This window comes from Streptomyces varsoviensis (genome assembly GCF_000718635.1).
GTDB classification, from domain to species: Bacteria; Actinomycetota; Actinomycetes; order Streptomycetales; family Streptomycetaceae; genus Streptomyces; species Streptomyces varsoviensis.
In genome coordinates, this window is sequence record NZ_JOBF01000014.1 from 127,131 (window position 1) to 148,899 (window position 21,769).

General features: G+C 73.5%; 18 protein-coding genes. 5 read left to right on the forward strand and 13 right to left on the reverse strand.

The window, feature by feature from the left end:
- Positions 1-40: 40 nt before the first annotated feature.
- Together IF55_RS21155 and IF55_RS21160 are read right to left on the reverse strand one after the other, a co-directional pair.
- The gene (locus IF55_RS21155; RefSeq protein WP_030885983.1) at positions 41-448 is read right to left on the reverse strand and encodes an RNHCP domain-containing protein; all 408 of its coding nucleotides are present in this window, start codon (positions 446-448) and stop codon (positions 41-43) included.
- A gap of 278 nt (positions 449-726) precedes the next feature.
- Entirely contained in the window at positions 727-1,410 is a 684-nt protein-coding gene (locus IF55_RS21160) for a TetR/AcrR family transcriptional regulator (protein ID WP_030885979.1), read from the reverse strand.
- A gap of 306 nt (positions 1,411-1,716) precedes the next feature.
- Here IF55_RS21160 and IF55_RS21165 point away from each other — a divergent pair, with 306 nt between their 5' ends.
- The 3 genes from IF55_RS21165 to IF55_RS21180 all read left to right on the forward strand — a co-directional run bounded on the left by IF55_RS21165 (position 1,717) and on the right by IF55_RS21180 (position 6,089).
- Complete coding sequence (locus tag IF55_RS21165; RefSeq protein WP_106980438.1) at positions 1,717-2,238, forward strand: SAV_915 family protein; 522 nt, start codon at positions 1,717-1,719, stop codon at positions 2,236-2,238.
- Positions 2,239-2,517: 279 nt separating this feature from the next.
- Entirely contained in the window at positions 2,518-3,876 is a 1,359-nt protein-coding gene (gene lysA, locus IF55_RS21170; protein WP_030885972.1) for a diaminopimelate decarboxylase, read from the forward strand.
- Between the two features lie 1,031 nt (positions 3,877-4,907).
- The gene (locus IF55_RS21180) at positions 4,908-6,089 is read left to right on the forward strand and encodes a magnesium and cobalt transport protein CorA (RefSeq protein ID WP_030885965.1); all 1,182 of its coding nucleotides are present in this window, start codon (positions 4,908-4,910) and stop codon (positions 6,087-6,089) included.
- A 27-nt stretch (positions 6,090-6,116) separates the two neighbouring features.
- Here the strand turns inward: IF55_RS21180 and IF55_RS21185 are convergent, their stop codons facing one another.
- Both IF55_RS21185 and IF55_RS21190 read right to left on the reverse strand, forming a co-directional pair.
- Positions 6,117-7,658, reverse strand: a complete 1,542-nt coding sequence (locus IF55_RS21185) for an alpha/beta hydrolase (RefSeq protein WP_157854444.1) — start codon at positions 7,656-7,658, stop codon at positions 6,117-6,119.
- 106 nt (positions 7,659-7,764) lie between these two features.
- Positions 7,765-9,027, reverse strand: coding sequence for a serine hydrolase domain-containing protein (locus IF55_RS21190; RefSeq protein ID WP_078644875.1), 1,263 nt, complete (start codon positions 9,025-9,027; stop codon positions 7,765-7,767).
- A gap of 171 nt (positions 9,028-9,198) precedes the next feature.
- On the opposite strand from IF55_RS21190, the gene IF55_RS21195 reads away from it, so the two are divergent.
- Positions 9,199-9,759: a DUF6314 family protein gene (locus IF55_RS21195; protein WP_048832262.1), complete on the forward strand. Its 561-nt coding sequence runs from the start codon at positions 9,199-9,201 to the stop codon at positions 9,757-9,759.
- 159 nt (positions 9,760-9,918) lie between these two features.
- Here IF55_RS21195 and IF55_RS21200 read toward each other — a convergent pair whose 3' ends face one another.
- The 8 genes from IF55_RS21200 to IF55_RS21230 all read right to left on the reverse strand — a co-directional run bounded on the left by IF55_RS21200 (position 9,919) and on the right by IF55_RS21230 (position 19,522).
- Positions 9,919-10,143 carry an MbtH family protein gene (locus tag IF55_RS21200; RefSeq protein ID WP_030885955.1) on the reverse strand — a complete coding sequence of 75 codons (225 nt, stop codon included), beginning with the start codon at positions 10,141-10,143 and terminating at the stop codon, positions 9,919-9,921.
- Positions 10,144-10,270: 127 nt separating this feature from the next.
- Positions 10,271-11,365: a 4-hydroxyphenylpyruvate dioxygenase gene (gene hppD / locus IF55_RS21205; RefSeq protein ID WP_030885954.1), complete on the reverse strand. Its 1,095-nt coding sequence runs from the start codon at positions 11,363-11,365 to the stop codon at positions 10,271-10,273.
- A gap of 197 nt (positions 11,366-11,562) precedes the next feature.
- On the reverse strand, positions 11,563-12,531 hold the full coding sequence (locus IF55_RS21210; protein WP_030885952.1) for a ParB N-terminal domain-containing protein: 969 nt from the start codon (positions 12,529-12,531) through the stop codon (positions 11,563-11,565).
- A gap of 181 nt (positions 12,532-12,712) precedes the next feature.
- On the reverse strand, positions 12,713-12,868 hold the full coding sequence (locus IF55_RS39470) for a hypothetical protein (RefSeq protein ID WP_157854442.1): 156 nt from the start codon (positions 12,866-12,868) through the stop codon (positions 12,713-12,715).
- 1,219 nt (positions 12,869-14,087) lie between these two features.
- The gene (locus tag IF55_RS21215; RefSeq protein WP_078644878.1) at positions 14,088-16,985 is read right to left on the reverse strand and encodes a helix-turn-helix transcriptional regulator; all 2,898 of its coding nucleotides are present in this window, start codon (positions 16,983-16,985) and stop codon (positions 14,088-14,090) included.
- A 521-nt stretch (positions 16,986-17,506) separates the two neighbouring features.
- Positions 17,507-18,322 (reverse strand): SAM-dependent methyltransferase, encoded by an 816-nt coding sequence (locus tag IF55_RS21220; protein WP_030885945.1) that lies wholly within the window; start codon positions 18,320-18,322, stop codon positions 17,507-17,509.
- A 100-nt stretch (positions 18,323-18,422) separates the two neighbouring features.
- Positions 18,423-18,656: a DUF397 domain-containing protein gene (locus IF55_RS21225; protein ID WP_030885942.1), complete on the reverse strand. Its 234-nt coding sequence runs from the start codon at positions 18,654-18,656 to the stop codon at positions 18,423-18,425.
- Between the two features lie 5 nt (positions 18,657-18,661).
- The gene (locus tag IF55_RS21230; protein WP_030885938.1) at positions 18,662-19,522 is read right to left on the reverse strand and encodes a helix-turn-helix domain-containing protein; all 861 of its coding nucleotides are present in this window, start codon (positions 19,520-19,522) and stop codon (positions 18,662-18,664) included.
- 295 nt (positions 19,523-19,817) lie between these two features.
- Between IF55_RS21230 and IF55_RS21235 the strand changes: the two genes are divergently transcribed.
- A complete protein-coding gene (locus tag IF55_RS21235) occupies positions 19,818-20,264 on the forward strand; it encodes an ATP-binding protein (protein WP_051776190.1) in 447 nt (148 codons plus the stop codon).
- Positions 20,265-20,500: 236 nt separating this feature from the next.
- On the opposite strand, the gene IF55_RS21240 is transcribed toward IF55_RS21235, so the two are convergent.
- Positions 20,501-21,754, reverse strand: coding sequence for an SLC13 family permease (locus IF55_RS21240; RefSeq protein ID WP_106980443.1), 1,254 nt, complete (start codon positions 21,752-21,754; stop codon positions 20,501-20,503).
- Between the last annotated feature and the right edge of the window lie 15 nt (positions 21,755-21,769).

Consider the following 21,769-nt stretch of genomic DNA (forward strand, 5'->3'; position numbering starts at 1 on the left):
CCCGTGGCGGGTCACCCCATCGGTTCTCACACCTGGTACGTCACAGACCGGCCAGCCGTTCGAAGGGGAACGGCGGCTGGGCCAGTGGGCGGACCGCGAGCCGTGTGAGCGGCAGCGCGTTGTCGTCGCCCGCCGTCCGGTTGGCGTGCAGGACGCCGCAGCCGGTGCAGCGGTGGACGAGCACCCACTCGCCGTCCTTGCGGACGGATATGGCGAGCGGTTCCATCCGCGCACCGCAGTCGGCCGCCCGGTCGCCGGGGGTGTCGTCGAGATGACGGCTCCACAGGCAGTTCGGGCAGTGGTTGCGGTGGCTGGTGCCGACGGCGCTCATCGGTACGTCGAGGCCGCAGTTGAGGCAGCGGAAGGAAAGGACACGCGCCTGTCTGGCGTTGACGCGGGTGGTACGCGGTTCGTGCTGATCGCGATGGTCGCGACGATCGCGGGACATGGTGAAGAGGACTCCTGGCTACTGCGAGCTGATGGGACCGTACGATCACCGCTCGCGCCCGAGGAGTACGCGCCGTGGTCAGCCCTGCCGGCTGGACAGCGGCAGCGGCAGCACCGCTGTTGCGGACCGTCCTCGATGACGAGAGCAGTTCCGCGGGGCCCCGGGCATACAACACCACCTCTTCCGTACCGCTCCGGCCGAGTCGCCGAAGTCCCGTGTCGCCCTCGATGAAAACCGGTGCGCTCGCCGCGCGGCAACCGGTTTTCCGCGGCGCGCGGCTACGCGTCCTCGCCGGTGCCGAGGAGACCGGCGACCCCGGGCGCGTACAGGTCGACCACCTCGTCCGCGGTCAGACCGGCCACGGCGGGGACACGCAGCAGGTAGCGGGTGAGGGCGAGGCCGAGGAGCTGGGAGGAGAGCAGCCCGGCGCGGCGGGTGTCGGTGATGGTGCGGAGGGCGGGCGCGACCTGTTCGGTCAGCAGCGCCCGTACCCGCTCGGCGGCCCGTTCGTTCGTGACGGCGCAGCGCAGCAGGAGCAGCAGCGCGTCATCCGTGGGCTCCCCCTCCCAGCGGGCCAGGAAGTGGCGCACGAGCCGGCGCGGTACGTCGGCGCGGGGCACGTCCCGCAGCTCCGGCAGGCGCAGATCGATCCTGAGGGCGGCCTCGAAGAGCTGGTCCTTGCTGCCGTAGTAGCGCATGACCATCGCGGGGTCGATGCCCGCGTCGGCGGCCACGGCCCGGATGGTGGTGCGCTCGTACCCGTGCTCGGCGAAGCGGTAGCGGGCGGCGGTGAGGATGGCGGCGCGGGTGCCGTCCGACCGCCGAGCGGCGCGGTCCTCGCGCGCGCCGCGGCTGGCGCTCTCACTGGCGCTGGCGTTCTCGCTGGCACTGGCGCTGGTGTTCTCGCTGGCACTGGCGCTCTCGCTGGGACTGCCGCTGGCGCTGCCGGTCTGTGTCGTCACGTCAACGACTGTAGGCCGATGGCCGCGGGATGCGGACGCTCGGCCGGGGCCCGCGGCCCCCTGCGATCGGCGGTCGGCGTCCCGGGCCCGTCCGCGGGACCGTAGCCCCGCGACCGGCCCTCGGCGGCCCCGGGCCCACCCGTCGCCCGTCGCCGCCCCGCCGAGCGGCCGTGGAGCGACCGTGATGTCAACAGCCCGTCAATTCGCCGTGAAGGGGAATCAACAGCATGTCAGGGCCCGGTACCGGGCCGTGGCGGGCGGCCTAGCGTGTGGAGTGCACTGTTCCGACGCCTTGCAAGGATCGTCATGCATATCAGCCGCACCCCCGCCGAGACCTTCGCCCCCGAGGTCTTCATCACCGAACCGCGCTCCGCCGGCACTCCATGCGCCGCGGAGGACGGCGACCCCTCCGATAGTCGCGAGGCAGGGCCGCTGTACGTGCCCGTACGGACCTGCCCTGCCGGTTACGCGCTGCGCGTCTTCCGCACCCCGCTCGGCACCCGGACCGCCGTCGCCTTCTCCTCCAAGCGGCGGCTTTCGCACGTCCTGGGCCCGCAGCAGCCCTTCATCCGGCTCGCCCGGCCCGCCGTGCTGGCGCTGGCCGAACCCCTCGGCATCGCCCGGCTCTCGGTGGACCCGCTGCTCACCGCCCGCCCGCCGAAGGCGCGGCGGCCCGAGCCCGGCCCGAAGCCGCGCGCGCCCCGACGGCCCTCCTGGGCACCGGACGCGGCCGGCGCGCCGCGCGCGCGAAGCGCCGCCGCGGCCGGCGCGCCGCGCGCGCGAAGCGCCGCCGCGGCCGTGGCCGCGCTCCAGGCGTTCCTCACCTGAGCACCTGATCACCTGACCCGGGCCCGTACCGCCCGCCGTCCGCTCTGGAGCCCGCGCGCCCGGACCCCGCGCGCGTCCACGCGTCAGCGTGCCTCGCTCCGAGTACTCGCCCGGCCCGTACGCGCACTCCGGCCCGTACCCGCGCCCCCGCCCGTACGCGTCCTCTCGCCGTACGCGCGCGCCCGCGGCCGTACGAGCGTCCCCCGGCCACCCGCCCTGCGGGCTGCCTCAATGCCGCACTCCTCACCCCTCCCGCTCTGACCCGAAGGAGGCACTCCCATGTCTCTGTCACTCGCGCCCGTACCACCGCCGCTGTCCCCGTCGGCCGCCGACGAGAGCAGCGCCGCGATGCCGCCGTGGCCCGCCTCGACGCGCGTCCTGCCGTCCGGCGATCTGTCGGTGGGCGGCGTCGCGCTCGCCCGTCTCGCGGACCGGTTCGGCACGCCCGCCTACGTCATCGACGAGCAGGAGGTACGGGCGCGGGCCCGCGCGTGGCGCGCGGCGCTGCCGGACGCCGAGGTGGCCTACGCGGGCAAGGCGTTCCTCTCCCGCGCGATGGTCCGGTGGGTCGAGGAGGAGGGGCTGTCCCTCGACGTCTGTTCCGCGGGCGAGCTGGAACTGGCCGCCCACGCGGGGTTCCCGGCCGGCCGGCTCGTCCTGCACGGCAACGCCAAGAGCCCCGCCGACCTGCGTACCGCGCTGCGGCTGGGCGTCGGCCGGATCGTCATCGACTCCACCGGGGAGATCGCGAGGCTCGCCGCCTTGATCCCCGCGGGGAGCCGGCAGCGGGTGCTGGTGCGCGTCGTGCCGGGCGTCGAGGCGGGTGCGCACACGTCCGTACGGACCGGGGTGGAGGGGCAGAAGTTCGGGGTGCCGGTGGCCGGCGGCGAGGCGGCGGACGCGGTCGCGCGCATCCTCGGCCAGCCCCGGCTGGACCTGGTCGGCCTGCACTGCCACCTCGGCTCGCAGATCGCGGGCCTGGTCCCGTACGTCACGGCCGTACGGCGGCTGGTGCCGCTGCTCGCCGAGATCCGCGACCGGCACGGCGTGACCCTGCCGGAACTGGATCTGGGCGGCGGCTTCGCCATCCCGTACCGCGCGGGCGAGCCGACGGTGGAGCCGCAGGCGTACGCGGACCGGGTGGGCGGCGAACTCGCCCGGAACTGCGCCCGGTTCGGGCTGCCCGTGCCCCGGCTGGCGATCGAGCCCGGCCGGTGGATCGCCGGGCCGGCGGGGGTCGCGCTCTACCACGTGCTGTCCGTCAAGCACACGGGCGACCGCACGTTCGTCGCCGTGGACGGCGGCATGAGCGACAACCCGCGACCGGCGCTGTACGGGGTCCGGTACACCGTGCGGCTGGTGGGCCGCGCCTCCACGGCGGCGCCGCGCGCGGTGACGGTCGTGGGCCGGCACTGCGAGGCGGGCGACATCCTCGCCGAGGGCGTCGAGCTGCCCTCGGACATCCGCCCCGGCGACCTCCTCGCCGTCCCCGCCGCCGGCGCCTACCACGTCTCAATGGCCTCCGGCTACAACCTCGTCGGCAGACCCCCGGTCGCCGCCGTACGCGACGGCCACGCCCGCCTCCTCGTACGCCGCGAAACACTCGCAGACCTCCGCAGCCGCGACATCGGCGCCTAACCGGCCTCCGGGAAGTTGGCCGCTGACCGGACCGCGGTCGGGACCTTCGCCACTGCCCGGACCGGGCCCGGAGCGTCGGCCGCTGACCGCACCATGGCCGGGGCGTCAGCCGCTGACCGCGCCGTGGTCGGGGCGTCGACCACCCTCCGGACCGTGGCCAGGGCGTCGGCCACTGACCGGGCCATGGCCTCGACGTCGGCCGCTGACCGGGCCGTCGCCGGGGGATCGGCCGCTCGGCGGGCCACGGCCGGGACATCCGCCACTGACCGGGCTGCGACTGTGAGTCGGCCGCCTACCGGGACGCGGCCGGGCCGTCGGCGGCAGATCCGGCCGCAGCCGGGACACCGCCGGCTGACCGGACTGCGACCGGGATGTTGGCCATTGACCGAACCGCGGCCGCAATGTCGGCCACTCGTCGAGCCACAGCCTTAACATCTGCCGCCTACCAAGCCGCGGCCCGAGCGTCTGCCACTCACCCAGCCGTGGTCCGAACAACGGCCACTCACCGATTCGCGGCCTGAGCGTCGGCCGACAGGCCGGACAGCGGCCGGGACGTCGGCGCACCGAGCGGGCCGCAACCGAGGTCGTCAGCGGCTGACCGGCCGCAACCTGGCCGTCGGCCACCGACCCGACCGCAGACGGGAGACGACCACTCACCGAACACGGCCGGGGAGGCCCGCCACTCCCCGGACCGCGGCCGGGGCCGTCCGCCACATCGGGCACAGCCCGGACGTGGGCCGCTCACCGGGCCACAACCGGCGACGTCGGCCGCTCACCGGGCCATGGCCGGAAGCCTCCGCCACTCCCCCGTACCGCCGCCGGAACGTCGGCGGCATACCGGGCCGCGGGCCGGGCGCACGGCCCTTCAGCCCCCCCGGTTGCGGGCCGTGCGGGGTGCGTGGTTGTGTGATTCGGCCCGTATATCCTGCTCTGTGCCTCAGCGGACCGAAGCGGTCCGGTCGCAGCGCGGGCCGGGCGGCGGGGTGGGTTCGGGGGGATGTGTTAGCGACCGCGACCGTGAAGGAAGACCGATGCCCGATCGCCGGAAACCGCCCCGGAGGGCCGGAGCCTCCATGAAGAAGCACTCCTGGCTTCGGCCGCCCGGAGCTTCTGGGGCTTCCGGGGCTTCCGGGGAGCCGGCCGACGCCCCGGCGGCGGAGGAGGAGCCCGGCCGGGCGGAGCCGACCGGGCGGGGCAGCATCGTGCAGGCGGCGGTCTACCGGGACGGACACCGCGTCGCGACACCGGCCACGCTCGCCGACACCTACCGGCAGTTGCACGCGGAGCCGTCCGGCATGGCGTGGATCGGGCTGCACCGTCCCAGCGAGGCCGAACTCCTCTCCCTCTCCGACGAGTTCGACCTGCACCAGCTCGCGGTGGAGGACGCGCTCGAAGCGCACCAGCGGCCCAAGCTGGAGCGGTACGGCGAGACGCTGTTCGTCGTGCTGCGCGCGGCCCGCTACCTCGACGCGCCGGAAGAGGTGGACTTCGGCGAACTGCACGTGTTCGTCGGGCCGGACTTCGTCATCACCGTCCGGCATGGCGCGGCCCCCGACCTGTCCACCGTGCGCAGCCGCATGGAGGCCACGCCCGAGCTGATGGCGCTGGGTCCGGAAGCGGTCCTCTACGCGATCCTCGACGCAGTCGTCGACGGCTACGCGCCGGTCGTGGAAGGGGTACAGAACGACATCGACGAGATCGAGACCGAGGTGTTCGGCGGCGACCCCGCCGTGTCCCGGCGCATCTACGAACTCTCGCGGGAAATGGTCGAGTTCCAGCGCGCGACCCGCCCGCTGGTGGAGATCTTGCGGCGGCTGATGGCCGGGTTCACCAAGTACGGCACCGACGAGGAGTTGCAGCGCTATCTGCGGGACGTCGCCGACCACGTCACGCACACCAGCGAACGCGTCGACGGCTTCCGGTCGGCTCTCGCCGACATCCTCGCCGTCAACGCGACGCTGGTCAACCAGCAGCAGAACGCCGAGATGCGGGCGCTCGCCGAGGCCGGTTTCGAGCAGAACGAGGAGGTCAAGAAGATTTCGAGCTGGGCGGCCATCCTCTTCGCCCCCACCCTCGTCGGCACGATCTACGGCATGAACTTCGACCACATGCCGGAGCTGCACTGGCTCCTCGGCTACCCGTTCGCGGTCGGCCTGATGGCGCTGGTCTGTGTGAGCCTGTACTTCATCTTCAAGCGGCGCGACTGGCTGTGAGGCCCCATCAGGTCCCCATCAGCCGGTTCAGCGGCCCGCCGCGGCCTTCTCACAGGTGGTGTCCCGTGCCGGCAGCCTGCCCGTGCGCAGGTAGTCGTTGACCTGCCGGTCCACGCAGGCGTTCTGGTAGAAGCCGTAGACGCCGTGGACCCGTGCCTTGAGCGTGATCAGGCGGGAGTTGGGCATCTTGTGGTGCAGGCCCTGCCCGTTGGCGTAGCTGGTGCGCGGGTCGCCGGTGGACTGGACGATGAGGCCGGGCACATCATTGCCGGTGAGCACCGGTGCTTCCAGGGGCTTGTTCGGCCAGTACGCGCACGGCGACACGCCGTTGAACAGCGGCCCATAGAGCGGGGCTTCGGCCCTGCTGGCCTCGACGTTGCGCCGGTACCAGGACAGATCGCGCGGCGCCTGCCGGTCCGCGCATATCAAGGCCATCTGGAGGGAGTTCTGGTTGTCCTCGGCCTCGCCCGGGCGGCCGAGCGCGGCGGCCAGCGCCTCCGTCGGCTGTACGGTCCGGCCCTGGGCGGCCTCGTGCAGCACCCGTATGTTCTCGGCCGCCTCCGCGAAGTCCCGGTCGTCGGACATCGTCATGGCGAGCGCGGCCGGCACCTGCTGGCCGTCGGCGGTGTACGGGCCTACGCGCAGCGGCTCGCGGGCGGCCTGCCGGGCTATGCCCTCGACGGTGGCCCGCACCTTCGCGGGCGTGTCCCCGAAGCCGTACGTGCTGTTCCGGGGCGCCGCCCAGCGCGCCCAGGCGTCCAGGAACTCCTCGTTGGCCTGGGTCGCGTCCTGGAACGTCTGGACGGCGAACCGGGCGGGGTCTATGGCGCTGTCGAGGAGCAGCCGGTCGACGCGGCCGGGGAACATGTTGGCGTAGACCGCCCCGAGGTACGTGCCGTAGGAGACGCCGAAGTACGAGGTCTTGCGCTCGCCCAACACGGCGCGGAGCAGGTCGATGTCGCGGGCGGTGTTGCGGCTGGTGAAGTGGCGCAGGTACGACATCTTCTTGCCGTACTTCCGCTGACAGGACGCCATGAGCTGTTTCTCGTAGCCCGCTTGGGCGCGGAAGCCCGCGGCGTCGTACCCGGCCGAGCGCAGCCAGTGGCCGCTGGTGCCGCAGTGCAGAGGACTGCTGCGGCCGACGCCGCGCGGGTCCATGCCGATCAGGTCGTAACGGGCGGCCAGCTTCTCGCCCATGGCGGCCTTCGACCCCAGGGGCATGTCGAGGGTGGGGCCGCCGGGGCCGCCGGAGTTGTGCATCATCAGCCCGATGCGGTGACGCGTGTCGGTGGCCTTGATCCGGGAGAAGCCGATGGTCAGCGTCTGCCCGTCGGGGCGGCTGTAGTCAAGCGGCACCCGGATCGACGCGCACCGCGCCCCGGCCTCGTCGAGGCCCTTGACCCCGCATTTCTCCCAACGCACCTTCTGCTGCTCGTACTTGGCGAGCCCGGGGGGATCGGTTCGCTGCTGGGCGGAGGCTGTCTGCATCGGGGCGAGCAGACCGGCGGCGGTGGCCGCCGCCAGCGCGGCGACGGCGGCGGTACGGCGCATGGGTCGCAGTCTCTTCACGGGAAGGAGTACTCCTCGTTCGCGGGTTGGTTGGTAGTGGTTCTTGCGACCCGAGTTGGCTGCGTGTCAACCAACTCGGGCCCTATTTCGCTTAGTTGACTAGGCGTCACTTCGGGAAAAGCTGGAAAATGTGGTCGACCGCGTCCACGACCGCCTGGGAGGCGTCCTCGCGCTGGGGGACCTCGTTGACGGCGACGAAGACGGCCCGGCCGTCCTCGGTGACGCCGCCGCGGGTCCGCGTCCCGTCGACGGTGCCGCCGTGGCCCCAGTACCGGCCCCCGGCACCCCCGTCGATCGGATAGCTGGCCAGCCCGAGCCCGTACTCGCCGCCGCGGGCGATGTCGGCGGGCATGGTGTCGCGCATCCGCGCGAGCTGCGCGGGCGGCAGCAGCTCCCCGGCCAGTTGGGCCGAGTAGAGCGTGGTGAGGTCGCGCAGCGTGGCCACCACGGCGCCCGCGGCGCCGATCACGGACGTGTTGATGAACGTGATCTCCCGCCTGCCGCCGCCCTCCACCGGCGCGTACGCCTTCGGGTGCGGGCCGCGCAGCCGCTGTTCCGGCCAGCGCGGCCAGTAGGTGTGCGCCAGCTCCAGCGGCTCGATGACCCGCCGCTCCACCTCGCGCTCGTAGCGGTGCCCGGTGACGCGCTCGACGAGCATGCCGAGCAGGATGTAGCCGAGGTTGCAGTACGACCACCGCTCGCCGGGCGGGAACTCCGGCGGCTGGGCCAGGACCCGCCGGACCACGGCCTCGGGGGTGAAGTATCCGGGGGTCTCGTCGGTGAGGTCGTCGGGGAAGTCGGGGAGGCCGCTGGTGTGCTGGAGGAGCTGGTGCACGCTGACGCGGCGGCCGTCGTTGCCGTGGCCGCGGACGACTCCGGGCAGATAGCGCTCGACGGGCGCCTCCAGCCGTACCCGGCCCTCCGCGACGAGCTGGAGCACGACCGTGGCGATGAACGTCTTGGTGTGGCTGCCCACCCGCAGCCGGGAGTCGTGCGGATACGGGCGTCCGGTGGCCAGGTCGCCGGCCCCGGCGGTCACCTCCCGCACCCGGCCGCCGGCGTCGGTGATCACCGCCTGGGCGCCCGGCAGCCCCTCCGCCTCGATCAGTCCGGCGAGCACGCGGCGGACGGCGCGCGGGTCGGGGCCGGTCCGGGCGCCGGGCGGGCGCGGGGCGGCCTGGGCCGTTCCCGCCCGGCTGTCGGGCGGGCGTGGCGGCGCGGCGTGGGCGCCCCCCGTTCCGATGCCCGCGCCCAGCACGGCCACGGCGGCTACGGACGTACCGCGCAGGACCTGGCGTCTGGTGACGGACGGGGACGCTGGGGCCGATGGGACGGCCGTGGCCAGGGGTTCTCTGTGAAGTGCTGTCATGGCACAGCAGCTTCCAGGACCTTCGGCCCCCGGCCAATAGGGCCGTCGCCACGGTGCGCGGTGCACCCAAGTAACGGCCGAATGGTGGGGGTTACCGGCTTGCGCGCGACCCGCCGCGCGTTCGGCGGCCCCGGTTCGCGGCGGCGGGCGGCGGAATCGGACAATGGAGCCATGTCCTCCGTCGCACCGCCCCCGACCCCGGCCGGCCGGCCCCCGGCCGGGCGCCACCCCGTATCCGATGTGGCGGCCTACCTGTCCGGCGTCTGGACGGTCGAGCGCGAGCTGTACGACCTGAGCGCCGGCGCGAGCGGCCGCTTCCACGGCACGGCCGTCTTCCGCCGCGAGGACGAAGGCGGCGAGGGCGGAGGGGGCGGCAGCGGCGGCCCTGCTGAAGCCCCTGCCGGCGGCGGGGTCCTGCTGCACGTCGAGGAGGGCGAGCTGACCTGGGGCGGCGCGGTGACCCCGGCGGGCCGCACCCTGCGGCTGCTCCCGCGACCGGACGGCACGGCGGAGGTGACCTTCGCCGACGGGCGCGCGTTCCACGATCTCGATCTGCGTACGGGCGGGTGGACCGCGCGCCATCCTTGCGTCGACGACCTGTACGAGGGCGAGTTCACCGTCGTATCGCCGGACGAGTGGCGGGTGAGCTGGCGCGTGGGCGGCCCGGCGAAGGACCAGCTACTGCGCTCGGTCTACCGGCGGCGCGGACCGGACGGCCACGGACGGCCGTAAGCACTCGGCTGCCGTCCCGGGCAGTGATATCCGGGCCCCTCCGGCCGGCCACGCGCACACGGCAGGACCGGGCGAGCCCGCCCTGGGCTCGCCCGGTCCCCGGCCACGCACCGCTTCCCTCCGCGCGGCCGGGGAACACCGGCCGCGCGGGGCGTCGGCTCAGGCCGTCTGCCGGTCGTCCTCCATCTCCGCGATGAGGCTCTTCGGACGCATGTCGGTCCAGTTCTCCTCGATGTACGCGATGCACGCCGCCCGGGTGTCCTCGCTGTGCACGACGTCCCAGCCCTCGGGCACTTCGGCGAAGGCGGGCCAGAGCGAGTGCTGCCCCTCGTCGTTGACGAGCACCAGGAAGGTGCCGTTCTCGTTGTCGAACGGGTTGGTCATGATTCGGTCCTCTTCGGTGACGGTGACGGTGGCAGTGGCGGCGCGGTGGCGGTGGTGCTGGTGCTGGTGGTGAAGGAGGCGGTGGTGACGGCTACCGGCCCGGGCGCCCGCCCGCGCGGGCCGCCGGTCACGCCGACGGCGCCGTGGAGTCGGAAAGCGCGTGCTGCCGCTCCACCGCCTCGTACAGGGCCTTGATGTTGTTGCTGCCGAACGTGCGCGCCCCGCGCCGCTCGATCAGCTCGTAGAACAGGGTCCGCCGCGGGTGCCGGGACTCGCTGAAGATCTGGAGCATCACGCCCGAACCGTCGCGGTCGGCGAGGATGTTCAGGTCCCGCAGCGCCGCCACGGGTACGGGCAGGTCGCCCACCCGCTCCGTGAGCGTGTCGTAGTACGTGGCCGGGGTGGACAGGAACCGCGCGCCCCGGTCGGAGACGGTGCGCACCGCCTCCGTGATGTCGTCGGTGAGGAAGGCCACGTGCTGGACGCCCGCGCCGCCGTGCGCGGAGATGAAGGCGTCGATCTGGCCCAGTTCGCGGGTGATGTCGGGCTCGATGAGGGTGAGCGTCACCTGCTCCGACGCGCTCTGCACCACCTTCGAGTCCATCGCCTGGTGCCCCACCACGATCCGCTCCTCGAAGGTCTGGGCGAACCCGAAGACCTCCTGGTAGTGGCGGACGGCCGCGTCGAGTTCGCCGGCGGGCAGGCAGACCGCGATGTGGTCCACGCTCTCGAAGAGCGCCGCGCGGGCCGGGCCGGCGGGCCGGACCTCCTCAATCAGGCCGGGCGCGAACGGCGCGCCGGCCCCCTCGCGGGAGGTGAACCGGTGCTCCACGTCGCCGAAGCCGAGCACCGACGCGAACGTCACGCGGCTCCCCGGCTCGCCGAGGATCATCGGCGGGACGGTCGGCACGGCGCCGCGCTCCACCGCCTCGGCGAAGGCGGCGTCCGCGTCGTCCACGGCGAGCCCGATGACCGCGACCCCGTCGCCGTGCCGCTGCACGTACGCGCCGGCCGGGTGGCCGCCGTCCGGTCGCACCGACGCCGAGGTCACGAGCAGGGCGATGTCCCGCTGCCGGAGCAGGATCGTGTGGCAGAACCCCAGGCCGGTGTCGGGGCCGCCGCGCCCGTGCTCGGCGAACCCGTACGCGTCGCGCAGATGGGCGGCCGTCTCCTCGGCGTCCTCCACATACAGCTCAAGATGGTCTATCGCTCGTACATCCATCCAAATTCCCCCTTTTTGGATTCACTTCTCCGCTTGGCCTGTTGGCCTTCTGGCCGCTTGGCTTCTTGGCCTCTTGGCCGCTTGCCGAACATCTCGCCGCGCTTTTGGAACGGCGGCGTCCGGCGTCCGGCGTCCAACCCGACGATTCCGCGGTTGGACGCCGCGTCGGTGAGCTCCGGAGAGTCAGGAGTCAAGAGTCATACGGTCTCGGCCACCCGGCGCTCCACGCGGACGGCGAATTCCGCCCACAGCCCCGCGCACTCGCTGGCCAGATGGGCCACGATGTTGCTGCAGTGCGGCGGGATGTTGTCGATGATCTCCTCCCACTCCTCGGCGCTGACCGTGTGGATGGCGAGCAGCCGCAGCAGGGTGCGGCCCGTCTCGCTCATCCGCAGCGCCGGGTCCGCCTTGAGCCGGTCGACGGTCGCGGTGCGGTCCTGGACCGGCGCGCGGTGCGGTACGGCCCCGCTGCCGAAGCCCTTGCGGGTGCTCACCGCCGGCCCCGGCGCCGTGGTGGCCGCGCCGTTGACGTGCCGCTTCCCCCTCGGCTTGGGCAGCGGGTCCTCGCCCCGGCGCAGCCGGTTCCGTACGTCGCGGGCGGTCTCCGGGGATATCCCCGCCGCCCGCGCGATCTGCCGCAGCGAGAGGCTGGGGTTCTCCGCGATGACCTCGCTGGCGAGCCGGCGCCCCTCGCTGCCGTTGACCGGCCGGACGCGGCCGTCCTGGCCGATCCTGCTGCTCACGGCGGTCAGCCCGCCCGTACGGCGCCTGCGGATCTCGGCGACCGTGCCGGGCGCTATGCCGGTGACGGACGCGACGATCCGGTCCGACCACTGCGGATGCGAGTCGATGATGCGCCCGGCCGCGCGCTTCCGGTCCGCGAGGGACAGCGGGAGGCCGTGCGCGATGTTCGACTCGACGGCGAGCACGAAGGCGTCGGCCTCGTCGCCGTCGAAGAACCTGACCGCGATCTTGTCGTGGCCGCAGAGCATGGCGGCCCGCAGCCGGTGCACTCCGTCGATCACCCGCATCGTCGAGCGGTGCACGATGATCGGCGGCAGTTCGGTCTGCGCCACCGTCAGCGCTTTTACGTGTTCCGGATCTTCCCCGGAGATCCTTGGTGAATCGGCCACCGAAAGCGAACTGATCTCGACTCCGACGGCCATTTGCTGATCGAATCGCACCTGCCCCGGCTCCAACGCCAGCTCCTCACGATCTGAATTCCCCCGTGCGCAGGCGAGCGCCGGCACGCCCGAGGCGTGCGTCGACGCGCCTGGCGACTCATGCGAGGCCGCCGCGCAGCGCTCCCCCGTTGGTCTGCCCCGGCGTACGGCACCGCCCCGCCGGTCAGACATCGTCCCGGCCGTGCTCTTCGGCGAACGCGGCCCGCGCCCCCGCGAAGACAGATGTATGGAGGAACAGTTCCTCGCTGTCGTCGGTCGCGGTGCGGCCATTGCCGAGCATCCCGTCGAATTGCGGGATTCCGCCCGTCGCCAAAATCACGCGCCCTCCCCCCGTTGCCCCGCCCGCGCCATGTGTCATGTGCCGACGCGTCATGTACCGGCGGCGAATTCCCCTATTCGGACTCCGACTCTAACAGCGTCCTTACCGGTCAGGCACCCCTATCCGGAGCAGCCCGACTCGTGGTGCCATGATTCGCTTAATCGGGGCAACTACCGGTGAGGACAACTCGGTACTGCATTATGCGTAAGGTTCTTCTGGCGGCGGGTCCGGCGGCGTCGGCATTGCCGGGGCATTTCGCCGGGGCGCGGCCTCCGGCGCCGGGACGAGGCGGCCGCCAGGGCCCTCGCCCGGCTTTCGCCTGTGGTCATGCCACCGTCACCGGGCCGACGGCGGCGGATTTCCCGGTATAGGCCACGCGGTTCGACCGGGGCCGCTACGACCAGCGGGGAAGGCGAGTCGTCGCGGGCACGTCAGTAAAGGTATAGGCCATCGGGAATCACGGTCCAGGAGCGTGCGGAAATCGGGGCCGACGGCCCGATGAAATCATGAGCGCGGATTTGGTACCCCTATCGGGGAATACACGGGGCACTCGGGTAATCCCCTCGGAAGCTTTGGCCGCACCGTCGACGGAACGTACTCGACATGATCGGGCCCGTCCGCCCGCGGACCGCGGAAACTCCTGGTGGACGCCGTAGCGGACGTCGAGCGCGCCACCGCGCCGCCGAGATCGGCGGTCCGTCGGCACCGACTGTCCCGCCGGTGCGCGCGCGGCGCCCGAGGGGGTACCCCTACCCGGCGGCCGGTCGCGCACGACGGGTGCGGCGACGGCCCTTTGATCCGGGCGGGTTCGTTCGCCGGAAAGAAGACAGAGGAGACAGAGGAGACAGAGCGGAAGAACGCGAAGAGCGGCGAACGGCGCACGTCCTTACCGCGGGCGCCTGCTCACGGGCCGGGAGAAGGAACGGGCCGGCGAGCCGAACCGGGTTCGCGGGAACCGCCGGGGCGCGCGGAGCGCCATGCCGCAAGGAGCGAAACGGCGGACGCTGATGAATCCGGGGTAAACACCCGGGCGAGCGCCCCTGGCGCGCCGCTCTTTGTCGTTCAACGCACGACGAGTTCAGGGGCGTTCGGACGGTATCCGGGAAATACCCGCGGCCCGCCCGCACGGCCCGTACGCCCTCCCCGCCGCCCCTGCGGATTCCGTCCGGCCGGCCGTTTCGGTCCCCCGCCGTGACCGGCGCTGGTGCCAAAAGGGGCGCTAGACCGCGCGGAGGCGGTTCTGAGCCGTGCCGTTCCCGCCGCCTTCCGCGTCGCCCGGCCCTGTGGCGTCGAGTCTGAGCTTCGCCGCGAGGTCCGTGCGGCGCTGCACGTCGAGCTTGCGGTAGACGCGGGTCAGGTGCTGCTCGACGGTGCTGACGGTGATGAAGAGCTTCCCGGCGATCTGCCGGTTGGTGTGGCCGCGGGCGGCGAGCGTGGCCACCCGCAGCTCCGCGTCGCTGAGTTCGACGGGCTGCCAGCCGGTGCCGGGCGACCACTGCCGCCCCACGAGCGGCAGGGAGGCCCCGGCCTCGGCGGCCGCGTCGGCGGACCGCGGCCCGTACGCGGACGGTTCGGCGCCGCTCTCCCGCATGAGCTGCTGCGCCTTGCGCGCGAGCGTCCGCGCCCGGCCCTCGTCGCCGAGGTCCCGGTGCGCGCGGGCCAGCGCGTCCATCGCGCGGGCCAGCTCCAGCCGGTGGCCGCGCTCGCGGAGTATCTCCACGGCCTCGCCGAGGAGCCGGGGCCGCCTGCCGGGCTCGGTGACGGCCGCGAGCACCCGCAGTGAGACCCCGCGCGTCCAGGTGCGTCCCGCGCCGCCGCGCGCCAACTGCTCCTCCGCGAGCGCCCGGGCGCGCCGCTGGTCGCCCAGCGCCAGATACGCCTGGGCGGCGTCGGTGCGCCACGGTACGAGCGCGGAGAGGTCCCGATCCCAGCCGGCCATCAGGTCGCCGCAGGAGCGGAAGTCGTCGAGCGCCGCGTACGGGCGTCCAGCCGCGAGGTAGAAGTGGCCGCGGGCCCAGAGGTAGAGCAGCCCGCCGGGGCTGTGGAAGGCCGCGTCGGGCACGGGGATGCTCAGATGGCCTGCCGCCTCGTCGAGGCGGCCCATGGCGGTCTTGGCGTACAGCAGGGCGGCGACGGGGGTGGCGATGGCGGCTCCCCACTCCTCGGGGGAGACGAGGGTGAGCGCCGTGTGCGCCGACTCCTCCGCCGCGGCGAGTCTGCCGAGCCGGATCTCGACGAGCGCCTTGGCGCCGGCGAATATCGACTGCCACATGGGGGCCCGCCGCTCCGTGGCCTCCTTGAGCAGGGCGTCGCACCAGGAGGCGGCGCGGTCGAGGCCGTCGGCGAAGAGGAGGGCGGCCAGGGCGGCGGTGACGGCCGGGAGCGTATGGTCCGCCAGCCGGGTGTCGCGCAGCAGCCGCTCCGCGCGGAGCACCACGTCGCCGCCGGGGCCCCGCTCCAGCGCCCCGTGCAACAGGGCGGCGGCCCGTTGCTGCGAGGTCTGGGCCGGGGTCGGGTCCCGCCGGCCGCCGGGCGCGCGGCCCGGGACCGGGAGGCCCGAGAACCCCGGGTAGCTATAGGCGGCCCACAGCCGCAGGAACCCCAGCTCGCGCGGTCCCCCGCCGGGCGCCCCGGGCCCGCCGTCGGCCTCCGGGTCCATGACCATGTCGTCGGCGTCGAGGGCATCGAGAACGTCGAGGACTTCGACGGCCGTGCCCACCTGTCCGAACCAGAGCAGATAGCCGACCAGCGCCCTGGCGTCGCGGCCGTCGAGGCGTCCGGCGAGCGCGGCCGCGGTGAGGCCGGGCAGGTACGGGGCGGCGGCGGACGGGCTGACGCGCCAGCCGGTGCGCAGCAGGGCCGCCCTGATGGCGAGGGTCCGCTCCTCGTCGGCGCAGATGTCGTGGGCGACGCGCAGGCAGTCCAGGGCCAGCCCGGCCGCGTCATCGGCGAGCGCCTGGTCGGCCGCCGCCAGCAGGGTGGGCAGTACCCAGGGCTCGTCGACGGGCTCGGCGACGATCAGGTGCCGGGCCAGCGCGGTCGGCGGCTGCCCGTGCGCGTACAGCACGCGGGCGGCGCGGGCCTCCAGCCGGGCCCGGTGCGGGGGTTCCATGCTCCGCAGCACGGCGGCCCGGCCCGCGTCGTGGCGGAACCAGCCGCAGCTCAGCAGCCCCATCTCGGTGAGCGCGGTGAGGCCGCGGGCGACCGGTTCGGGGCCGGTGCCGAGGACTTCGGCGAGCTGGGACTGGGCGGTGCGCGGGCCGAGCACCGCGAGCGCCCAGGCGGCGTCGCGGGTCGCGGGGTCGCTGCGGTAGAGGCACGCCGTGACGGCCTGCTCGAACGCCTCGCCCGGCACCAGTTCGGCGGAGCGGGCGCGGTCGGCGGCGTGGTAGTCCTCCAGCAGCGCCCGGAGCAGCAGCGGGCTGCCGCCGCTCAGCCGGTGGAAGTCGGAGACCAGGGGTCGGGCCCGCCAGCCCTCCTGCCCGGCGGCGATCATCTCCGTGACGCCGCGCCAGGGCAGCAGGTCGAGCCGGAGCGGGCGGCAGTTGGGGCGGCGCAGCAGCTCGGTCCGGAACCGCGGGTCCGCGGCGGGGAAGCTGCTGCTCTCGGCGAGGACCACCAGCATGCGGCTGACGTCGAGGCGGCGCGTCAGGTAGCGGACGCAGTCCAGGGAGTGGGCGTCGGCGTGGTGCACGTCGTCGACGACGAGGACCACGGGGCGCTTACGGGCCTGGGCGAGGAGGATGCCGCAGAGCCGGGGGAAGACGTCGATGGCCACTTCGGTGGGGATGGTGCCCTCGGCGCCGCGCACCGGGGCGGTGGCCGCGACGCGGTTCAGCAGCCGGGCGGCGCGGTCGGCGTCGGCGGTGGGCAGGTCCGCGCCGAGCAGCAGTTGGCGCAGCACGCCGAGGGGCTGGTCGTGGGCGGCGCCGGCCGCCGTGGCGCGCAGCAGCAGCGCGCCGGTCTCCGCGGCGCGTTCCCCGAACGCGTGCAGCAGTGCCGTCTTTCCGCCGGCCACCGGGCCGCTGACCCAGGCCACCCCGCCGTGCCCGGCGGCGCAGGCGTCGAGCATGTTCCCCAGCGCCGAAAGTTCCTTGTCGCGTTCCACCAACCTCATGAGCTGGTTTCACCCCCGAGTGCTGACTGCCGATCCGTGCCGTGGCCCTTGTCGCGCGTGGGTCCGGCGCCGTGTGGTGAGGCGCGGCGGCCGGAGCCGTTCGTGCCGCTTCGGCCCGCCGTGGTGTGCGGCGGGGGCGACGGCGGCGGTGAAGGTGGGAATGGTCCGGGAGGGGTGGTCGGTGGGCTTGCGCTTTCGCCCGGTGGCGGTACGGTCGGCCCGTGCGCGGTTCGGCGTCGGCGGCCGGTCGGCCGGCCGATCGCGTCCGTGGTGGCCACGGTCCGCGTCCGTGACGGCCACGGCTCCGGCGGCGCCGTCCCCTGCCGGCGCCCTGCCCCACCCCGTCATCCACCTATTTTTGCCTGCGCCTTACCTGGTCGCCAGTCCAATCGTGAAACAGTTTCGGGAGCTTGGGATTCCGCGCGGCGTGCTGTACGGCGGGGGCGGGCGCACAGCACGCCGGGGGCCGGGCGCCACCGGGCGCGGCGGCGGGGCCGTCACGGATCGCGGGCGACAGGCCGTTACGGCTTGCGGGCCACTCCCGCGTACAGGGAGACGGCCGCGTCGGTGATCTCGGGGCCGAGCTGGGCGCCGTCGTTGTGCCAGCGGTGCGGGACCTGTACGCCGGGTTCGAGGAGTTCCAGGCCGTCGAAGAATCGTTCCACCTGCTCCTTCGACCGCACGCGGGCGGGGATGCCGCTGCGGTGGTAGATGGAGATGACCTTCTCCCACGTCTCCGGGTCGAAGTCGGGCGTGCAGTGCGAGAGCACGAGGTAGCTGCCCGAGGGCAGGGCGTCGACGAGCCCCTGGACGATCTCGTACGGGCCGTCCGAGTCGGGGATGAAGTGCATCAGCGCGTTGAGCGACATGGCGATCGGCTGGTCCATGTCGAGCGTGGCGTGCAGTTGGGCGGCCTTCAGGATGGACTCGGGCTCGCGCACGTCGGCGTGGATGTACTCGGTGCGGCCCTCGGGGGTGCTGCGCAGCAGGGCCTGCGCGTGGATCAGCACGATGGGGTCGTTGTCCGCGTAGACGATCTTCGCGTCGGGGGCCACCTCCTGCGCCACCTGGTGCAGGTTGGGGGTGGTGGGGATGCCGGTGCCGATGTCCAGGAACTGCCGGATGCCGGCCTCGGCGAGCACCCGGGTGGCCCGGTGCATGAACAGCCGGTTGGTCTGGGCGCAGGTCTTGATGCCGGGGAAGACCGCCTCGACGTCGGCCGCGGCCAGCGCGTCGACGTCGTAGTGGTCCTTGCCGCCCAGGTAGTAGTCGTACATGCGCGCCGGGTGTGGCTTGCTGGTGTCGATGGTGCCGGGTGCGCTGCCGGTTTCGGCCATGGGTGTCCGCCCTCCGTGCTCAGGAGTGATGTGTCGGGTGTGGGTGCCGCCGGTGGTCCGGGCGTGCCGGGGCGCCGGGGGCGGGGGTGTCGCGGGCCGGTCAGTGGACGAGGAAGTCCGCTTCGCCGGCGCGTGCGCCCTGGATGAACGCCTTGATCTCGGCCTTGGTGTAGATGAGGGCGGGACCGTCGGGGTCGGTGGACTGGCGCACGGCGATGTGGCCGTCGGAGAGCTTCTTCGCCTCCACGCAGCTACCGCCGTTGGGGCCGCTCCAGGGCTTGTGCCAGCCCTCGGTGCCGAGGGCGTTGGCGGGCATTCCGTTGCGGATCTCCATCTGCGTCACAGCTCCTCTCTCAGGTCCTTGAGGATGGTCCTGGTCTGCTCGAAGGAGGCGGCCTGGACCGCCATGTGGTCCAGGGCCTCGATATAGGCCGCGACATCGGGTCGGTCGTCGAGGTACCCGGCGCCGGTGAGTCCCTCGGTGTAGATGACATCGGGCTGTTCGCGCAGCCGGCAGCGGAACAGATGGAAGGGTCCGAAGGCGCCGCGGTGCGGTCCGGCCGCGAAGGGCATGATCTGGAGCCGGACGTTGGGCCGCTGGGAGACCTCCAGGAGGTGGTCGATCTGGGCGCGCATCACGTCGGGCCCGCCGACCGGGCGGCGGAAGACCGTCTCGTCCAGGACGGCCCACACGGTGGGCGCGTGGTCCGTGGTGAGCAGGTCCTGGCGCTTGATGCGGAAGGCGACGCGGCGTTCGAGCTCGGCGGTGTTGCCGTCGGAGCCGACCGTCAGGACGGCGCGCGCGTAGTCCTCGGTCTGGAGCAGGCCGGGGACGTAGTGCGGCTCGTACGAGCGGATCAGCTCGGCCGCGTCCTCCAGGCTGACGTAGGCGCTGAACCAGTCCGGCAGGACGTCGCGGAACCGGTGCCACCAGCCGGGCTTGTTGGCCTCGCGGACCAGGGCGAGGAAGTCCTCGCGCTCCTCCTCGCTCAGCCCGTACCGCGCCACCAGCTCCTTGACGTAGGGGATCTTGAGCCCTACCTCGGCCTTCTCCATCCTGCGGATGGTCTGGTGGGTCACGTCGATGGCCGCGGCGGCCTCTTCGAGCTCCAGCCCGGCGCGCTCCCTGAGCCCTCGGAGCTGTATGCCGAGTACCAGCCGCAGGACGGTGGGCGCGCTGCCTGTCCGCGCGTCACCCATACAGCACCTCCTCAACTCTCCGGCACATCATGCCCTGCGCGAGGGTGATGAGGATAGAAGCAATCTGGGATTGCCTTCCTGAAATTATCAGGTTGACCGCTTGCCAGTTGACTGTGTCGGCACCCATAGTGATCGAGTGGCGCACCTCACGAACCACGCGCAGTCCACGCCAACGAGCCGTCCGCACGGTCGAGTTCTCCTGCCGGTAACCGACACGCCGATGCGCGCCGTGGCCTGCCGGGCTGGACCGCGAGGCCGTCGACAGACCCGCCCCCTCCGCTGGAAGGCGCTCCTCGTGCATGTTTCGCCCCCCACCCCGCAGTCGCACCAGCACCAGCACTCGCACGAGCGGGAGGAGGTCTTCCTGCTGCCGAGCCGCACGACGTCCGTGGCCGAGGCGCGGCACCGCACCCGCCAGTGGCTCGACCGCTGCGCCGTCCCCGACGGGATATGCGCGGCCGCGGTCCTCGTCGTCTCCGAGCTGGTGACCAACGCGGTGGTCCACACGGACAGCGACCGGATCTCCTGCCGGGTCCGGGCGGACACCGCCCAGGTCCGCCTGGAGGTGCGGGACAGCGGCTCGGGGCGACGCGGCCCCCGGCAGCGGAGCGCGGGCCCGGACGCGGAGACGGGCCGCGGGCTGCTGCTGGTGGGGAGCGTGGCGGACGCGTGGGGGGTGGCCGCCCCGGAGCACAGCACGGGCCACACGGTGTGGGCGACGCTGCGGATCACGGACGCCTGACGGCTCCGCTGCGCCCGCAGGACGTACGGGGGCCCGCGGGACGTACGGGGGCCGGCGGGCGTACGGCGGCGCCGGAGGTACGGGCCCGGCGCGGCCCGACGGTTCCGCACTTGCGCGCACTTCCGCACTTGCGCGCACTTCCGTGCTCCCGTGCTCCCGCAGGGCGTACGGTCACGGCGGCCGGGCCCCGGCCGTCCGTACCGACGGTCCCGCGCGCCCGCGGCCCGTACGTGCCCTCAGCCGCCGACGGCGCGGAGCATCGCCCACAGGGCGGCGGTGGAGGCGGCGAGGGTGGCCGGGACGGTCAGCAGGCCGAGACGGGTGAACTCGCCGAGGCCGGGTTCGGCGCCCCGCTCGCGCAGGACGCGCCGCCACAGGAGGGTGGCCAGGGACCCGACGTACGTGAGGTTCGGGCCGAGGTTGACGCCGATGAGGACGGCGAGCACGGGGCCGGGGCCGGCGGGGGCGGCCAGCGGCAGCAGGGCCAGCACCGCGGGCAGGTTGTTGATGACGTTGGCGAGGACCGCGGCGAGGGCGGCCGTGGCGAGGAGTTCGGGGAGCGAGCCGCCGTCCGGCAGCAGCCTGCCCATCGCGGTGCCGAGGCCGCCCGCGACGACCGCCTTCACGACGATGCCGAGCGCGAGGACGAACAGGCAGAACAGCGGGTTCGCGGCGCGTACGAGGGCGGGCACGGTGGTCCGGCGGCGGAGCAGCGCGCGCACCCCGAGGACGAGCGCGCCGCCGAGCGCGGCCCAGGCCGGGTTGGCGTCGGCGAAGGACGTGACGACGAAGCCGCCGAGCGTCAGGGCGAGGACGACGAGCGTGAACGCGGGCACGGGCGGCGCGGCGGGCTCGTCGGGGGGCCGTACGGGGTGCGCGCCGTTCGTCAGGTCGGCGCGGAAGAAGCGGCGGAAGACCGCGTACTCGACGGCGATGGCGGCGAGCCACGGCAGGGCCATCAGCGCGGCGAAGCGGGTGAAGGTCAGGCCGCTGGCGGCGAACGCCAGCAGGTTGGTGAGATTGGAGACCGGCAGCAGCAGGGACGCGGAGTTGGCGAGGTGCGCGGTGGCGTAGGCGTGCGGCCGGACGCGGGCGCCCACCCGGGCGGCGGTCGCGAAGACGACGGGGGTCAACAGCACCACGGTGGCGTCCAGGCTGAGCACGGCCGTGACGACGGCCGCCACCGCGAAAACGCCGCCCAGCAGCCGCCCCGGACTGCCGCCGCCCCGCCGCGCCACCGCGTCCCCGGCGGCCGCGAAGAGCCCGTCGTCGTCGCAGAGCCGGGCCAGCGCGAGCACCGCCGCGAGGAAGCCGACGACGGGCAGCAGGGTGCGGGTCTGCTGCCACGCGTCGGCGGGCGACACCGCGCCGATGGCGACCACGACGGCCGCCGCGGGCACGGCCGCCACCGCCTCCGGCAGCCCCCGGGGCCGTACGACCGCGAAGGCCAGCACCGCCAGCAGCAGAAAAACCGCGACCGTCTCGTGCACGGCGCTCACGGGGCG

Excerpts from the sequence above, each read along its gene's own strand:
- IF55_RS21230 (WP_030885938.1), bottom strand. The coding sequence starts at position 19,522 with ATGGGTGACGCGCGGACAGGCAGCGCGCCCACCGTCCTGCGGCTGGTA.
- IF55_RS21215 (WP_078644878.1), bottom strand. The coding sequence starts at position 16,985 with ATGAGGTTGGTGGAACGCGACAAGGAACTTTCGGCGCTGGGGAACATG.
- IF55_RS21165 (WP_106980438.1), top strand. The coding sequence starts at position 1,717 with ATGCATATCAGCCGCACCCCCGCCGAGACCTTCGCCCCCGAGGTCTTC.
- IF55_RS21210 (WP_030885952.1), bottom strand. The coding sequence starts at position 12,531 with ATGGCCGTCGGAGTCGAGATCAGTTCGCTTTCGGTGGCCGATTCACCA.
- hppD (WP_030885954.1), bottom strand. The coding sequence starts at position 11,365 with ATGGATGTACGAGCGATAGACCATCTTGAGCTGTATGTGGAGGACGCC.
- IF55_RS21220 (WP_030885945.1), bottom strand. The coding sequence starts at position 18,322 with ATGGCCGAAACCGGCAGCGCACCCGGCACCATCGACACCAGCAAGCCA.
- IF55_RS21190 (WP_078644875.1), bottom strand. The coding sequence starts at position 9,027 with ATGACAGCACTTCACAGAGAACCCCTGGCCACGGCCGTCCCATCGGCC.
- IF55_RS21155 (WP_030885983.1), bottom strand. The coding sequence starts at position 448 with ATGTCCCGCGATCGTCGCGACCATCGCGATCAGCACGAACCGCGTACC.
- IF55_RS21195 (WP_048832262.1), top strand. The coding sequence starts at position 9,199 with ATGTCCTCCGTCGCACCGCCCCCGACCCCGGCCGGCCGGCCCCCGGCC.
- IF55_RS21225 (WP_030885942.1), bottom strand. The coding sequence starts at position 18,656 with ATGGAGATCCGCAACGGAATGCCCGCCAACGCCCTCGGCACCGAGGGC.
- IF55_RS21180 (WP_030885965.1), top strand. The coding sequence starts at position 4,908 with ATGCCCGATCGCCGGAAACCGCCCCGGAGGGCCGGAGCCTCCATGAAG.
- lysA (WP_030885972.1), top strand. The coding sequence starts at position 2,518 with ATGTCTCTGTCACTCGCGCCCGTACCACCGCCGCTGTCCCCGTCGGCC.
- IF55_RS21200 (WP_030885955.1), bottom strand. The coding sequence starts at position 10,143 with ATGACCAACCCGTTCGACAACGAGAACGGCACCTTCCTGGTGCTCGTC.